Source organism: Sporacetigenium sp. TC11, from assembly GCF_058146105.1.
In genome coordinates this window covers 67,924-81,658 of record NZ_JBYVNY010000004.1, presented here as the reverse complement: position 1 = coordinate 81,658, position 13,735 = coordinate 67,924, and the positions used below count along the sequence as shown (strand labels likewise).

The window sequence follows — 13,735 nt, the reverse complement described above, 5'->3', positions numbered from 1 at the left end:
TTAAATTTGCTTTAGGGGGGGATACAAATGATGAATTGTTTCATAGATAATAGAAATTTGCGAGTAGAGTTTTTGTATGCAGAGTTAGACCATCACATATCAGTAGAAGTTAGAGAAGAATTAGATGCTATAATAACAGAACACAATATAAAAAATATAATATTCGATTTTAAAAATATGAAATTTATGGATTCTTCTGGAATTGGGGTAGTTATCGGTAGATATAAAAAGATAGCGAAAGATGGAGGTAAAGTAGGAGTTATAAATGTAAGTACACAAGTTAAGAAAATATTTGATTTATCAGGAATGAATAAAATAATTGGGGTTTACAACACTTATGAAGATGCAGTTAGTTCTTTTTAAAGGGGGAATAAAGATATGAATAATTTTATGGAAGTTAAATTTGCAGCAAAATCTGAAAATGAATCACTTGCTAGAGTAATAGTTTCAGCATTTGCATCACAATTAGATCCGACAATAGATGAACTAGCAGATATAAAGACTGCTGTATCTGAAGCTGTTACAAACTGCATAATTCATGGTTATGATGAGGATGAAAGTAAATTTGTATACTTAAGATGTGAAATAAAAGAAGATATTATAAAAGTAGTAGTAGAAGACAGAGGTAACGGAATAGAAGATATTGAAATGGCTATGCAACCACTTTATACATCAAAGCCTGAATTAGAAAGATCTGGAATGGGCTTTACGGTTATGGAGACTTTTATGGATGAGATGAAAGTTTCTTCTATAGCAGGAGAAGGAACTAAAATAGTTATGAAAAAGAAGATAAGATCATCTAATATAGAATAGAGGTTTTAAGTATGGGGATAACAGCCGTAAAAGAAGAAAAAGAGAAAAGAGTGTTGCTTAGTCATGAAGAAAGTTTAGAATTAATAAATAAAGCTCAAATGGGAGATGAATATTCTAAAAATAAACTAATAGAATGCAATCTAGGACTAGTTAGAAGTGTTGTATCAAAGTTTATGAATATAGGATATGATAGAGATGATTTATTCCAATTAGGGTCAATAGGGCTTATAAAGTCTATATATAAATTTGATCCTCAGTTTAATGTAAAATTTTCTACATACGCAGTTCCCATGATATTAGGAGAAATAAAAAGATATTTAAGAGATGATGGAATGATAAAGGTTTCAAGATCTCTTAAACAAATAGCAGTAAAGGCAAAAATAGAAGGAGAATCACTTTCAAAAAAATTAGGAAGAGAGCCTACTATTGATGAAATATCGAAAGCTATAGGAGTAGATAAAGAGGATTTGCTCATGGCACTTGAATCTAATTCTTCTGTTGAATATTTACATGGAGTTATTCATGAAGAAGAAGGATCTCCAATAAGGTTAATTGATAAAATAAGTTTAAGTGGAGAGTCTGAAGAAGAAAAGGTAGTAGATAATTTACTTGTAAAAGAAATGTTAAGAAAATTAGATAAAAGAGAAAGACAAATAATAATGCTTAGATATTTTGAAGATAAAACTCAAAGTGAAATAGGAGAAATGCTCAATATATCCCAAGTACAAGTATCTAGAATTGAGAAAAAGGTACTTTCAAAATTAAAAGCGTATATAGAATAAAAAATAAACCCTTTTAAAAGGGTTTATTTTTTTGTTTTTGTAAAATAATAACATTAAGGAGGAGTTTATAATATGAAAGAAATATATTTAATTCCTAAAGGAAAAATAAACTTTTCTAGAAATAAAAGTGAAATTTACTTAGGTGACATATATGACATATATCCGAAGGAAATAAGAAAAGATGCAGAGAATATTATTTTAAAAAAATATAAAAATATAGATATGGACTATGATGTTGTGCATATAGGTGAGGTAATTCAATCAATAAAAGATATTTATCCAAATATGAATATAAATTTATTAGTTGTTGATGATATAGTTATAAACTTTGAAAGTATAAAAAAGGATAAGACAAAATTTTTAAGAGTTATTATAGTGACTATTATAGTGTTTATGGGATCAATAATGGCTATCATGAATTTTCATTCAGATGTGAATATGGCTGATTCCCAAAAAATTATAGTTGAAGTTTTAACAGGAAATCCAAACAAATATTTAGTATATTTTCAAATCTTTTATTCGATTGGCATAGGAGTTGGAGTAGCATTGTTTTTTAATAGAATTATACCTAACTATTCAAAACAAGAGCCAAGTCCACTAGATTTAAAAGTTCAGTCTCTAACATTAGAAATGGAAAATCAGCTTAAAAAGCAAAACAAGGGTGATTCATAGTGCTAATACTAATTATTTTATTTGGATTTTCAGGAGGAATAGTAGTAGGTTCTGGAGTAGTAGCTCTTTTAACATTACTAGGAATAGTACCTAGGATTTGTCAAGTAAGCAATACATTGAAGTATTTTAAATTTTATGAATTAATTTTAATAATAGGATGTGTACTTGGAAGTATATTTTCTTTATTTAAAATAAGACTTAACCTTGATACATCGTCAGTTATTATATCTGGAATTACTTATGGTATATTTATAGGATTTTTATCATCTTCATTAGCGGAGGTATTAGATTATATACCAGTTGTATCAAGAAGGTTAAAAATAGCAGCAGAATATACGAAATACATAATATTCGCCTTACTAATTGGGAAGACTTTAGGGTCCCTTTTAGGATGGACTGTTTTTATAAGGAGGTAGTTTTATGAGCAATAAAAAAGATGACTTAAAGCAACATAAAAATGAGAATTATAAAACTTATGTAGACCAAATAAGTCCTAAACCAACCTTTAAAAAGAATTATATATGGGCATTTGTTGTTGGAGGTCTTATATGTGTTATAGGTGAACTTATAAATCAATTTTATGGTTCTTTAGGATTAGCTAAACAACCAGCTGCAGATGCTACAACTATAACACTAGTATTTCTTGGAGCATTTTTAACAGGACTAGGAATATATGATATTTTAGGTAAAAAGGCTGGTGCAGGATCTATAGTTCCTATAACAGGGTTTGCAAACTCAATAGTATCTCCTGCAATGGAGTATAAAAGAGAAGGATATGTTCTAGGTGTTGGAGCAAATATGTTTAAAATAGCAGGTCCTGTATTGGTATATGGTATAGGCACATCTGTAATAGTTGGATTAATATATTTTTTCCTATACTAAGAAAGGAGTAATAATATGACAAAAAAAAATAAGTCTAAAAGAATAGGAAATCAAACAGTACAACTTGTAAATGAGCCAGTTATAATAGCTACAGCATCTATAGTTGGTCCAAAGGAAGGTCAAGGTCCACTTAGAGATTATTTTGATACAATACTAGAAGACGATTTATTTGGTGAAAAAAGTTGGGAGCTTGCGGAAAGTAAAATGGTAAAAGAGGTTGTTAAATCTGCAGTAGAAAAAACTGATTATGTATTAAGCAATGTAGATTATATGATTGCTGGAGATTTGCTTAATCAATTACTTTCAACATCATTTGCAGCTAGGGATATAGGAAGGCCATTCCTAGGGATATATGGAGCATGTTCTAATATGTCAGAGTCTATGGCGGTAGGGGCTATGTTAGTAGATGGAGGATTTGCAAATTTAGTTGTAGGAGCTACGTCAAGTCATTTTTCTACAGCAGAAAGGCAATTTAGGTTTCCTCTAGAACTTGGAAATCAAAAGCCTATGACCGCACAAAGAACAGTTACAGGATCAGGCTGTGCACTAATATCATCAAGTGGAAAAGGCCCCAAAATAACTAGAACAACTATAGGAAAGGTTATAGATAAAGGAATAACTGATGGCAATAATATGGGTGCAGCTATGGCTCCAGCAGCAGTAGATACAATAGCTGCTTATTTTAAGGATACAAATGATGATCCAAATAGCTTTGATATAATAGCAACTGGAGACTTAGGTGTATTAGGAAAGCAAATAACTATGGATTTACTAAAAGAACAAGGTATAGATATATCAAAAGTATACACAGATTGTGGAGTAGAGATATTTGATAAAGATCAAGACGTACACTGTGGTGGAAGTGGTTGTGGATGCTCAGCAACTGTATTTTCAGGATATATATATAAAAAATTAATTAAAAAAGAATTTAATAAGGTTATGCTTGTAGCTACTGGAGCATTATTATCTCCAACAAGTACTTTACAAAAGCAAACAATACCATGTGTAGCACATGCTGTAATAATTGAAAATAAATAGGAGATGATATTATGTTATTAGATTACCTAAAAGTATTCTTAGTAGGAGGAACTATATGTCTAATAGGACAAATACTAATGGATTACTTTAAGCTTCAAACTCCATACGTATTAGTTAGCTTTGTAACGATAGGCGTTATACTTACAGCAATAGGAATATATGAACCTATTGTTCAATTTGGTGGAGCTGGTGCCACTGTACCACTTACTGGATTTGGATATGCACTAGGAAAAGGAGTTATAGAAGGGGTAAAACAAGAAGGGATATTAGGTGCTTTTAAAGGAGGGACTATGGCAACAGCAGGAGGTATAGCTGGAGCTGCATTCTTTGGATATCTCATGTCTGTAATATTTACTCCTAAAACCAAACCATAGGTGATATTATGAAATTATCTAATGATATAAATATAAATAAGTATATTATAAGAAAAAGTTTGGGGATAGGTAAAAATATAACTGGAAAAGATATATTAGTTAAAGGAAAGCAAATTTATATTGTATATATAAATAACTATATTCAAAATGAGATAATTTACGAAATAGTAGAGTTGCTAAATAATCTAGATAATAGTTATATAAATTGTTTCTATTTAAAAAGACTTATACAAAACAATGTATACTATACTTATACAGAGTGTTTTGATGATATAAATGAACTACAAAGAGGAATGCTAAATGGAGAAGTAGCAGTTATTATAGATGGAGAATATGAAGGGATTTTAGTAAAGTTAAACCACAACAAAAATAATTCATTAGCAGAAGGTATGTACAGTCCTTTGAGTGATGTATACAGTTTAAGAATATATAATTAAAAAAAGTAGAGGATAATCCTCTACTTTTTATTTTTTTTATTGTGTTGGAGTAGTACCTGGGTTAGTACCAGGCTTAGTACCAGGAGTAGTACCAGGAGTAGTACCTGGAGTAGTACCAGGAGTAGTACCTGGAGTAGTACCTGGAGTAGTACCTGGAGTAGTGCCAGGAGTAGTGCCTGGGTTAGTACCAGGAGTAGTGCCTGGGTTAGTACCAGGAGTAGTACCTGGGTTAGTACCAGGATTAGTACTTGGATATATAGGTTTACCAGTAAGAGGATCCTTAGGTAAAGGCAATCCAGTTGCAGGGTCATATGGCCAACCAGTTATAGGATCTAGAGGATAATTAGGATTAGTTTTTTCTTCAGGTTTTTTAGCAGTAGATGCTCTTGAAGGAACTGTACCCTTTATAAATGCCGCATCAGCTGCATTATATCCAGAACTAGATAAGCCGCCGTCGTATAAATTTATTTTAGCAAATTCTATATTAGAAGGTCTCTTAAAGTCAACGTCCCCTAAGTTTTTATGAACATCATTCATAACTTTTTTCCAAAGACCAGCTGCCATAGAACTACCATGACTTAAAGATTTATTTTTATCATCACCTATCCATGTTGCAGCAACATAATGAGGTGTATATCCTACAAACCAAGCATCTTTATTGTCATTAGTAGTACCTGTTTTACCAGCTACAGGTATGCCATGAGAAAGTCTTGCTCTTCCACCTGTACCATTTTTAACGACTGCTGTCATCATATCTGTTACTACATATGCAACTTCTGGATCTACAACTTTATGCTTTTCAGGTTCATTTTGTATTAAAATTTGACCATCAGAAGTTTCAACTTTTGTAAATGTAATAGGTTCTACATAAGTTCCACCATTTGCTAAAGCACCATAAGCTGCTGTCATTTCAAGTGGAGATATACCTTGTGACATACCACCTAAAGTAAGAGCGCTGAAATTATTATCAGTCTCATTGCCATTTTCTTTTAGTGAAGTTATACCAAAATTTTTGAGATAATCCTTCATAACATCTACAGCTTCATCATGGGTACTTTCCAATTTTTCACCAGTTTTTACAGCTATTTTATTTGATGATTCTGCTAAAGCTTCTCTTAATGTCATTTGGCTTGACATACTATGAGAGTTTGCAGGATCCCAATCTTGATTTTGTTTGAACTTATATCCTGAAGTACTATTGCTCATAACATCTGCTTGAGTCATACCGTTGTCTATTGCAGCAGTATATACAGATAATGGCTTTATAGAAGAACCAGGCTGTCTTGGGTTAGTAGCTCTATTAAACAACTTACTTCCTGTAGTTTCTCTTCCACCTATTAAAGCTCTAATTTGACCAGTAGTATAATCCATTATTACCATAGCGCCCTGTGGTTGAATTGTACCCTCCGCATTAGTTTTATTCCCTGGAAAATTAGTGCTATCTTCAAACTCTTTTTCAAGTTCTTTTTGCATATCATAGTCCATAGTAGAGTATATCTTAATACCACTACCATATATAAGGTTTAATGCTTCTTCTTCTTCATATCCTTCTTCTATTAATTTTTTTTCAACATCTTTTATAACTAAATCATATATATATGATGTATCGTTATTAGTATTGTCTTTAGAAACTTTTATTTCAATAGGCGATGATTTAGCTTCGTTATATTCTTGTTCTGTTATATATCCTAATTCTTGCATTTTATATAAAACTAATTCCTGCCTTTTTTTAGCATGAGGACTTGGAACTGCCTTTCTAACAACCTTCGTTCCATTTTGAAGCTCAGAATATTGTTTACTATCTATAAGTCCCCAGTCATGTAACGTTGAAAACATACTTTTTTCAACATCAGTGGCAGCATCAAATCCATCAGTTTTAGTGTATACACCAATTTTATCTATTAAATCTTCTTTTGTTTCTGTACCATTTAATTTATCCATTATATAAGGTGAATACCTAGATGGATTTTTAGTTGAGCCAGCTAACATAGCTGATTCAGCAAGCGTAAGTTCGCTAACATCTTTTCCAAAAAAGGTTTTAGAACCAGCTTGAACGCCTTTTGTGCCTCTACCAACGGACATATCGTTTAAATATGCACCTAGAATGTCTTCTTTTGACATAGCTTTATCTATTTCAATAGCGTAGTATATATCTTTTATTTTTCTGATTATACTTTGTTCTGTAGAAGTCAATAAGTTTTTAGATAACTGCATATCGAGGGTACTTCCACCTTGTGTAGTATCAGTAAACATAGTAATCAAAGTAGATCTTATAAGACCTTTCCAATCTACACCCTTATGTTCAAAAAACCTTTCATCTTCTATAGCCACAATTGCGTTTTGTAAATCTTTTGGAATTTGATCTATAGGTACAATTTCTTTCTTTTCGCCTTCTCTTATTTCTTTTCTTACCTCACCGTTGCTATCTAGAATATAAGATGTAGTTTCTAGTTTGTCAGCTATAACCTTTTTTGTTATAGGTTCAACATCTCTTAATGCAGCAAATGTTACTGCTGTTGCAATTGAAGAACCTAAAACCATTAATGCTAGAAATACAATTGATATAACCTTTATATATTTCTTGTTTTTATTAGAATTGCTGCGCCTCTGATAAGAATTTGAGCTGTTTTCAGGGCTTTGCTTGGAATTGCTTACTTTTTTTCGTCGGATTTTATTGTTATTATTATTCATATCATTCATTAAAACAAAACCTCCTTATCTTAATGTATAATTATATCATATATAATTATATTTTGGAATTTCATATCGCAAAAAGATAATTTACACTTAATAGAATATGAGTGATAATAGAATTATATGAATTACATTATTTGAACAAAATATATGTATATGGTAAAATATTGATTATTTTTCATAATATAAATTAGATGTGAGGTGTATTTAATGGTAGATATAAAAGAACAGTTAAAAATCATTAATAAAGGTGTAGCTGAAATAATGCCAGAAGAAGAATTAATAAAAAAGCTAGAAAAATCTATTAAAGAAAATAAGCCACTTAGAATTAAATTAGGATTAGATCCATCAGCTCCTGATATTCACTTAGGGCATACTGTTGTATTAAGAAAAATGAAGGCATTTCAAGATTTAGGTCATAAGGTAGTCATAATAATAGGTGATTATACAGGAATGATAGGAGATCCAACAGGAAAATCTGAAACTAGAAAGCAATTAACTCAAGAACAAGTTTTAGAGAATGCTAACACCTATCAAGAACAAATATTTAAAATATTAGATTCTAGTAAAACAGAAGTTAGATTTAATGGAGAATGGTTCTCTAAAATGAATTTTATGGAAGTTGGGAATTTAGCTTCTAATTATACAGTTGCTAGAATGTTAGAAAGAGATGATTTCAAAAAGAGATTTGCTACTAATCAAGCTATTTCTATACATGAATTCTTTTATCCTTTAATGCAAGGATACGATTCTGTAGCTATACAAAGTGATGTAGAAATGGGAGGAACTGACCAAAAATTCAATATATTAATGGGAAGAACTCTTCAAAAGGAATATAATCAAGAAACTCAGATAGCTTTACTTATGCCTATACTTGAAGGTACAGATGGAGTTAAGAAAATGAGTAAGTCTTTAGGAAATTACATAGGAATAAATGAAGAACCAAAAGATATGTATGGTAAGACAATGTCAATACCAGATGAACTTATAATAAGATATTTTGAATTAGTTACAGATGAGCATCCAGATAATATAGAAAAAATGAAAAATGATATGAAAGAAGATAAAATAAATCCAAGAGATTTAAAAATGGCGCTTGCAAAAGAAATTGTAAGATTATATCACGGTGAAGAAAAAGCTGTTGAAGCTGAAGAATATTTTAAATCTGTTTTTCAAAAAAAGGATATGCCAGATGATATACAAGATTTAGAAATTAGTCTAAATGATTCAGAAGATGGAGTGTTTTTTATTCCTAAATTGGTAACCACATTAAAGCTATCTCCATCTACAAGTGAAGCTAGGAGACTTATAAAACAAGGTGGAATAAAAATAAACGGAGAAAAAATAAGTAAAGAAAATATATTAATTAATGATGGAGACATTATACAAGTAGGAAAGAGAAAGTTTGCAAAATTAATATTTAGTAAGTAACATAATAACCCCTCTCTGCATAAACTAGCAAGGGGGGGTTGTTTTTTGAGAAATTTAGGGAGAATTAAAAGACAAAACCAAATTCGAAAAATGATAGGTACTTCTTTGTTTGTATTAGCAGGACTCATTCTTGTATCAACATTTATATATATTGATAGAAAATTAAGACCTACAATAATGGTTGTAGCAGAAGCAAAAGCATTAGAACTTGCAAATAGGTCAATAAATTCAGCTGTTGCAGATATAGTAAAAGATGATATAAAGTATGAAGAACTTATGAATATAAAAACAGATGAAAATGGAAATATAACTATGGTTCAAGCAAATACTATACTTATGAATAAAATATCTTCCGATGTAGCACTAGAAATACAAAATGAATTAAGACAAATAAAAACTAGATCTGCAAATATACCAATAGGTACAGCTTTGGGAAGTCCGTTACTTGCTAAATATGGGCCTCAGATAAAAGTATCAATAGAACCTATAGGGAATGTAGGTGTAAATTTTGGAACTAATTTTGAGTCTTCAGGTATAAATCAAACTCGACATAGAATATATTTAATAGTTAAAACTCAAGTTAGAGTAGTTATACCTTTAACAACATCTACCCAAGAAGTTAAGTCACAAGTACCTGTATGTGAAACTATAATAATTGGAGATGTTCCAGAAAATTATGTTAATATTCCTAAAGAAAATGTACCAGATATATTGCAAGATAATCAAAATTAAAAAAAGGGGATAAATTATTTATCCCCTTTTAACATCCATCCAATATATACAGCATATCCATAAGACGGATCATTTTCTATAGCATGAGATATAGCACCTATTATTTTATTATTTTGAATTATAGGAGTTCCACTCATACCTTGAACAACTCCGCCAGTATAATTTAATAATCTTTTATCAGTTATTTTTATTTTAAATGTTTTAGATTGAGGATGGTCTTGATTGTCTATATTAACGATTTCTATCTCGTATTTTTCAATTTTATTATCTTTATTTTGTAGTAGAGCATAAGCTTTATCTAATTTAACTTCATTCAAATGTGCCACTTTATAAGAAGGCAAATTACTAAAATTGTTATTGTTTATTTGACCAACTATACCAAATTCAGTATTGTTATTAAAATTACCGATTATATTCTCTTTTTGTGCACTTATAGAACCTACATTACCTCTAAAAGATTTTTCTACATATACATTTGATGTTGAATATATTTCCCCACTTTTTATAGAGATTTTTCTAGCATTTCCTAAACTTATAGGATGTGCTACTGCACCGAATTCTTTATTTTTTGGATTTAAATAAGTTAATGTAGCAAAACCAGATAATAAATTATTAAAATTAATATTTTCAAGTACTGATTTATCTGTACGTACTATAGAATCTCTATTATTTCTTTTTATCTTTACTTCTACAGATTGATTTTTGCTTAAATTGTTTATTACATCTGATAATGTAGTTTGATTTTTTACAGGAATTCCATTTATATCAAGTACATAGTCACCAACTTGAAATGGACACCCTGGATAAGAATTTCTAACAATGATATTTTCTAATTCAGCATCTAATTGGATTACATTACCAATAGGTGTTAGGTAAATTTCTTCATTATTTTTTGAAGAATTTGCATAAATATTATTTATCGAGAGAAAATATAGTAAGAAAGTAAATACAAAACATTTTATTATTTTTTTATATTTATAGTACATTAAACCACCTTCTTTCTTCAGATTTAACAAGTTGTCTTTAAGTTTCTTTTAAAAGTTGGTGTTAAGTTTATTGTTTACAATAATTATTTTTTAATGTCTGGAAAGATGATGTATTCATTGATAAATTTAAATGGGGGAATAATATGGAAATATTAAATTCCAAAATCAAGTTAATAGAACATATAAAGTCTAAAGACAAAAGACTTATATCTCCACTTGGAGGAAATAAAAGCCTTGGACATGATATAGCATACGATTGCATTCATTTTGATGAAATATGTAGTATATTAAGAAATAAAAATTATTTAAAAGATGAGATAGTATATAAGTATATAAACAATTTTATAAGACAAAAACAAGAAAGTAATGTACTAGTTGGAAGTGGATTTTTTGGGCCTTTCACATGTGCATGTATTTTTATGGATATAAATAAATCTAAAAATATATTAAATAATAATCCAGACTATGCACACAAGATAATAAATGATATTACTAGTTTTATGATAGATTATGCAAAGCTTATACAAGATTTAGATTCACAAATTTTGTGGATAGCAGAGCCTATGGCATATTTACTTCCAAAAGAAAAGTTTAATGAATTTAGTGGAAATTATCTTAAAAAAATATTTAAAAGCACAGAGACTTTTGGATTTTTACATATATGTGGCGATACTACAAATATAATAGATGATATGGTAAACACAAAAGCACAATGTATTAGTTTAGATCAAAATGTGAATTTAGTAGATGTTATAAGTAAAGTACCTAATGACACTGTTATAATGGGAAATATAGATCCTATGTTTATTTTGAACTCAACTTATGAAGAAATTTATAATAGTGCTCTAGAGCTAAATATCAACTTAAAAAATATAAATAACTATATATTTAGTACAGGATGTATATTACCCCAAAACACTCCTGATATAAACATAAAGGCTTTATTTGATGCAGGTGACTATTTCAATAAAAAAATAAAGGATGCTTAGATGCATCCTTTATTTAATATATAAATTATATTGAAGTTTGAAGTCCGCTGTCTAACATTTCTATAAAGGCTGACATACGAGTTTTTAATTGTCCTACATCACTTTGAGAATAATCAGTTTCTATTGCCATATAAGGAACATTTTTTGAGCTCATAGATCTTTTAACATTAAAGCTTTCAACATTGTATGTATGACATGCTTGTAATATAACATCTATAACTCCATCAACTTGATATTCATCAATTAGTTCTGAAAGTAATTCTAATCTTTTATTATTTGGACTCATACAAGAACATGGTATATTAAGATATTTCTTTGCTAATGCATCTATTGGGTCTATATTTTCATCTACTAATTCGTGAGTAGCTTTTATACCAGTACAGTTTTCAAAACCAACAACTACAGCATCATTTTCTTCTATGATTTTAACTATTTTTTCAGTAGCTCCACCCATAGGACATCCTGTTATAAGAATTCTCTTTTTACCTTCACCAGCATTTTTTCCTTCTTTGTATTCAGCCTTTATATTCTGAGCAAGCTCTCTTAAGCTATTTATACTTTCATTTTTATCCATTTTAAAAGTAGAGCCATATAAAACTTGTAACATTTGAAGTCCTGTTATAGGAGCTGGATCAAGTTGACCTAATTCATAAAATTCTCTTAAGGCTTTTCTTTCTTCATTTCTAATTTTAATTGCATCTTTTAACTTATCTTCAGTTATTTCAACATTAAATTCTTTTTCTAATCTTTCCTTAAGAACTATCATTTCTTCTTTCCAAGTTCTAAGAGAAGTTTCTCCTATAGAAGTATTTGGAAGTCGCATAACATGTACAGGTTTTATTTCATTCATTAACTCGAACATTTTCTTTTTACCATCGCAAGTAGTTTCACCTACTATTAAATCTGAGAAGTAAAAATATGGACATGTATCAGATTTTGCAAATCCATAACTAGCCTTAACAAGCGGACATAGATTTCTAGGAAGATCTTTTTCAGCAGCTGGTATTGGCTCTTCACTCATAGCACATAATGATATAGGTACAGCATCAGCTGCTAACATTATCTCCCATGGAGCATATGTACAGTAAGTTCCTACAATATTTTTCCCTGCATCTTTTAAATTCTTAACTGTTATAAAACCTTGTCTTCTAGCTTCATTAAACTCATCAAATTGCTTTGGAAGTTGATTATTCATAAATATCCCCCTTTTAGATAATAGTCTATATAGATTAAAGTATACGATTATATTTATAAGTAGTCTAATTTGTAATTTCTATACACGTACTTATATAAATAGATTATATCTATTAATATATAAAATCACATTAACCATATTAATTTCATATTATATATAAAATTAAATATAGGACTTAGGGGTGGGATAGATATGTTAGGATTTTTTATAGGAAATATGTACTGCTATCCTCAATTATATGATTTGTACGTAGTGCCACAACTAGCAAACAATATATTAACAGAAAAAAACATAGCAATATTATCAAATAATGGTCAGTATGTTTCTGTAAATGAAGAAAATAGACTAGTTGCAAATAAAGATCTTATAGAAGAAAAAGAGATATTTAAACTTATAAAGGTAGCACACAATAAAATAGCATTATTGGCATATAATAAAAAATTTGTATGTGCAGAACAAGGAGGAGGATATGAACTTATAGCTAACAGAGAAGTCATAGGAAACTGGGAGACATTTACAATACTTCCTATAGGTGATGGTAAAATAATAATAAGAGTTCATAATGGTAAATATATAGGAATAAATGACGATGAAGAGAGAGTGCTAATATCTGATAAAGATAGAATATTATTATCAGGTATATTTAAAATAATAGAACTAGCTTAAGCACCCTAGGTAGGGTGTTTTAATGCGGAATACATAAAAGTGGA

16 protein-coding genes are annotated in these 13,735 nt (G+C 29.6%); 13 read left to right on the top strand and 3 right to left on the bottom strand.

What is annotated here, in order from left to right; all coding sequences use genetic code 11:
• The first annotated feature begins 27 nt into the window (after positions 1-27).
• The 9 genes from spoIIAA (at position 28) to ACUSRV_RS08185 (ending at position 4,998) form a co-directional block, all read left to right on the top strand.
• Positions 28-363 carry an anti-sigma F factor antagonist gene (gene spoIIAA / locus ACUSRV_RS08225; RefSeq protein ID WP_490141460.1) on the top strand — a complete coding sequence of 112 codons (336 nt, stop codon included), beginning with the start codon at positions 28-30 and terminating at the stop codon, positions 361-363.
• 15 nt (positions 364-378) lie between these two features.
• On the top strand, positions 379-813 hold the full coding sequence (gene spoIIAB, locus ACUSRV_RS08220) for an anti-sigma F factor (RefSeq protein ID WP_490141459.1): 435 nt from the start codon (positions 379-381) through the stop codon (positions 811-813).
• An 11-nt stretch (positions 814-824) separates the two neighbouring features.
• A complete protein-coding gene (sigF, locus tag ACUSRV_RS08215) occupies positions 825-1,595 on the top strand; it encodes an RNA polymerase sporulation sigma factor SigF (RefSeq protein WP_490141458.1) in 771 nt (256 codons plus the stop codon).
• Between the two features lie 72 nt (positions 1,596-1,667).
• Entirely contained in the window at positions 1,668-2,267 is a 600-nt protein-coding gene (locus tag ACUSRV_RS08210) for a stage V sporulation protein AA (RefSeq protein ID WP_490141457.1), read from the top strand.
• Complete coding sequence (locus ACUSRV_RS08205) at positions 2,267-2,683, top strand: stage V sporulation protein AB (RefSeq protein WP_490141456.1); 417 nt, start codon at positions 2,267-2,269, stop codon at positions 2,681-2,683. Before ACUSRV_RS08210 ends, ACUSRV_RS08205 begins: the two co-directional genes overlap by 1 nt.
• A gap of 4 nt (positions 2,684-2,687) precedes the next feature.
• On the top strand, positions 2,688-3,149 hold the full coding sequence (gene spoVAC, locus ACUSRV_RS08200) for a stage V sporulation protein AC (protein ID WP_490141455.1): 462 nt from the start codon (positions 2,688-2,690) through the stop codon (positions 3,147-3,149).
• Positions 3,150-3,164: 15 nt separating this feature from the next.
• The gene (gene spoVAD, locus ACUSRV_RS08195) at positions 3,165-4,187 is read left to right on the top strand and encodes a stage V sporulation protein AD (protein ID WP_490141454.1); all 1,023 of its coding nucleotides are present in this window, start codon (positions 3,165-3,167) and stop codon (positions 4,185-4,187) included.
• 11 nt (positions 4,188-4,198) lie between these two features.
• Complete coding sequence (spoVAE, locus tag ACUSRV_RS08190; RefSeq protein WP_490141453.1) at positions 4,199-4,561, top strand: stage V sporulation protein AE; 363 nt, start codon at positions 4,199-4,201, stop codon at positions 4,559-4,561.
• Positions 4,562-4,569: 8 nt separating this feature from the next.
• Positions 4,570-4,998 (top strand): spore germination protein, encoded by a 429-nt coding sequence (locus ACUSRV_RS08185; protein WP_490141452.1) that lies wholly within the window; start codon positions 4,570-4,572, stop codon positions 4,996-4,998.
• A gap of 36 nt (positions 4,999-5,034) precedes the next feature.
• On the opposite strand, the gene ACUSRV_RS08180 is transcribed toward ACUSRV_RS08185, so the two are convergent.
• Positions 5,035-7,698: a transglycosylase domain-containing protein gene (locus ACUSRV_RS08180; protein ID WP_490141451.1), complete on the bottom strand. Its 2,664-nt coding sequence runs from the start codon at positions 7,696-7,698 to the stop codon at positions 5,035-5,037.
• 204 nt (positions 7,699-7,902) lie between these two features.
• Here ACUSRV_RS08180 and tyrS point away from each other — a divergent pair, with 204 nt between their 5' ends.
• Both tyrS and yunB read left to right on the top strand, forming a co-directional pair.
• Positions 7,903-9,123 carry a tyrosine--tRNA ligase gene (tyrS, locus tag ACUSRV_RS08175; protein ID WP_490141450.1) on the top strand — a complete coding sequence of 407 codons (1,221 nt, stop codon included), beginning with the start codon at positions 7,903-7,905 and terminating at the stop codon, positions 9,121-9,123.
• Positions 9,124-9,168: 45 nt separating this feature from the next.
• Positions 9,169-9,855 (top strand): sporulation protein YunB, encoded by a 687-nt coding sequence (yunB, locus tag ACUSRV_RS08170; RefSeq protein ID WP_490141449.1) that lies wholly within the window; start codon positions 9,169-9,171, stop codon positions 9,853-9,855.
• A gap of 14 nt (positions 9,856-9,869) precedes the next feature.
• Here the strand turns inward: yunB and ACUSRV_RS08165 are convergent, their stop codons facing one another.
• Complete coding sequence (locus tag ACUSRV_RS08165; RefSeq protein ID WP_490141448.1) at positions 9,870-10,841, bottom strand: SpoIVB peptidase S55 domain-containing protein; 972 nt, start codon at positions 10,839-10,841, stop codon at positions 9,870-9,872.
• 143 nt (positions 10,842-10,984) lie between these two features.
• Between ACUSRV_RS08165 and ACUSRV_RS08160 the strand changes: the two genes are divergently transcribed.
• Positions 10,985-11,830, top strand: a complete 846-nt coding sequence (locus ACUSRV_RS08160) for a uroporphyrinogen decarboxylase family protein (RefSeq protein WP_490141447.1) — start codon at positions 10,985-10,987, stop codon at positions 11,828-11,830.
• A gap of 25 nt (positions 11,831-11,855) precedes the next feature.
• Here the strand turns inward: ACUSRV_RS08160 and ACUSRV_RS08155 are convergent, their stop codons facing one another.
• Complete coding sequence (locus ACUSRV_RS08155) at positions 11,856-13,025, bottom strand: double-cubane-cluster-containing anaerobic reductase (RefSeq protein WP_490141446.1); 1,170 nt, start codon at positions 13,023-13,025, stop codon at positions 11,856-11,858.
• A 192-nt stretch (positions 13,026-13,217) separates the two neighbouring features.
• On the opposite strand from ACUSRV_RS08155, the gene ACUSRV_RS08150 reads away from it, so the two are divergent.
• Complete coding sequence (locus ACUSRV_RS08150; protein ID WP_490141445.1) at positions 13,218-13,691, top strand: fascin domain-containing protein; 474 nt, start codon at positions 13,218-13,220, stop codon at positions 13,689-13,691.
• Positions 13,692-13,735: the final 44 nt, after the last annotated feature.

Excerpts from the sequence above, each read along its gene's own strand:
- ACUSRV_RS08185 (WP_490141452.1), top strand. The coding sequence starts at position 4,570 with ATGAAATTATCTAATGATATAAATATAAATAAGTATATTATAAGAAAA.
- spoVAD (WP_490141454.1), top strand. The coding sequence starts at position 3,165 with ATGACAAAAAAAAATAAGTCTAAAAGAATAGGAAATCAAACAGTACAA.
- tyrS (WP_490141450.1), top strand. The coding sequence starts at position 7,903 with ATGGTAGATATAAAAGAACAGTTAAAAATCATTAATAAAGGTGTAGCT.
- ACUSRV_RS08180 (WP_490141451.1), bottom strand. The coding sequence starts at position 7,698 with ATGAATGATATGAATAATAATAACAATAAAATCCGACGAAAAAAAGTA.
- ACUSRV_RS08210 (WP_490141457.1), top strand. The coding sequence starts at position 1,668 with ATGAAAGAAATATATTTAATTCCTAAAGGAAAAATAAACTTTTCTAGA.
- spoIIAA (WP_490141460.1), top strand. The coding sequence starts at position 28 with ATGATGAATTGTTTCATAGATAATAGAAATTTGCGAGTAGAGTTTTTG.
- sigF (WP_490141458.1), top strand. The coding sequence starts at position 825 with ATGGGGATAACAGCCGTAAAAGAAGAAAAAGAGAAAAGAGTGTTGCTT.
- ACUSRV_RS08165 (WP_490141448.1), bottom strand. The coding sequence starts at position 10,841 with ATGTACTATAAATATAAAAAAATAATAAAATGTTTTGTATTTACTTTC.
- spoVAC (WP_490141455.1), top strand. The coding sequence starts at position 2,688 with ATGAGCAATAAAAAAGATGACTTAAAGCAACATAAAAATGAGAATTAT.
- spoIIAB (WP_490141459.1), top strand. The coding sequence starts at position 379 with ATGAATAATTTTATGGAAGTTAAATTTGCAGCAAAATCTGAAAATGAA.
- ACUSRV_RS08160 (WP_490141447.1), top strand. The coding sequence starts at position 10,985 with ATGGAAATATTAAATTCCAAAATCAAGTTAATAGAACATATAAAGTCT.
- spoVAE (WP_490141453.1), top strand. The coding sequence starts at position 4,199 with ATGTTATTAGATTACCTAAAAGTATTCTTAGTAGGAGGAACTATATGT.
- ACUSRV_RS08155 (WP_490141446.1), bottom strand. The coding sequence starts at position 13,025 with ATGAATAATCAACTTCCAAAGCAATTTGATGAGTTTAATGAAGCTAGA.
- ACUSRV_RS08150 (WP_490141445.1), top strand. The coding sequence starts at position 13,218 with ATGTTAGGATTTTTTATAGGAAATATGTACTGCTATCCTCAATTATAT.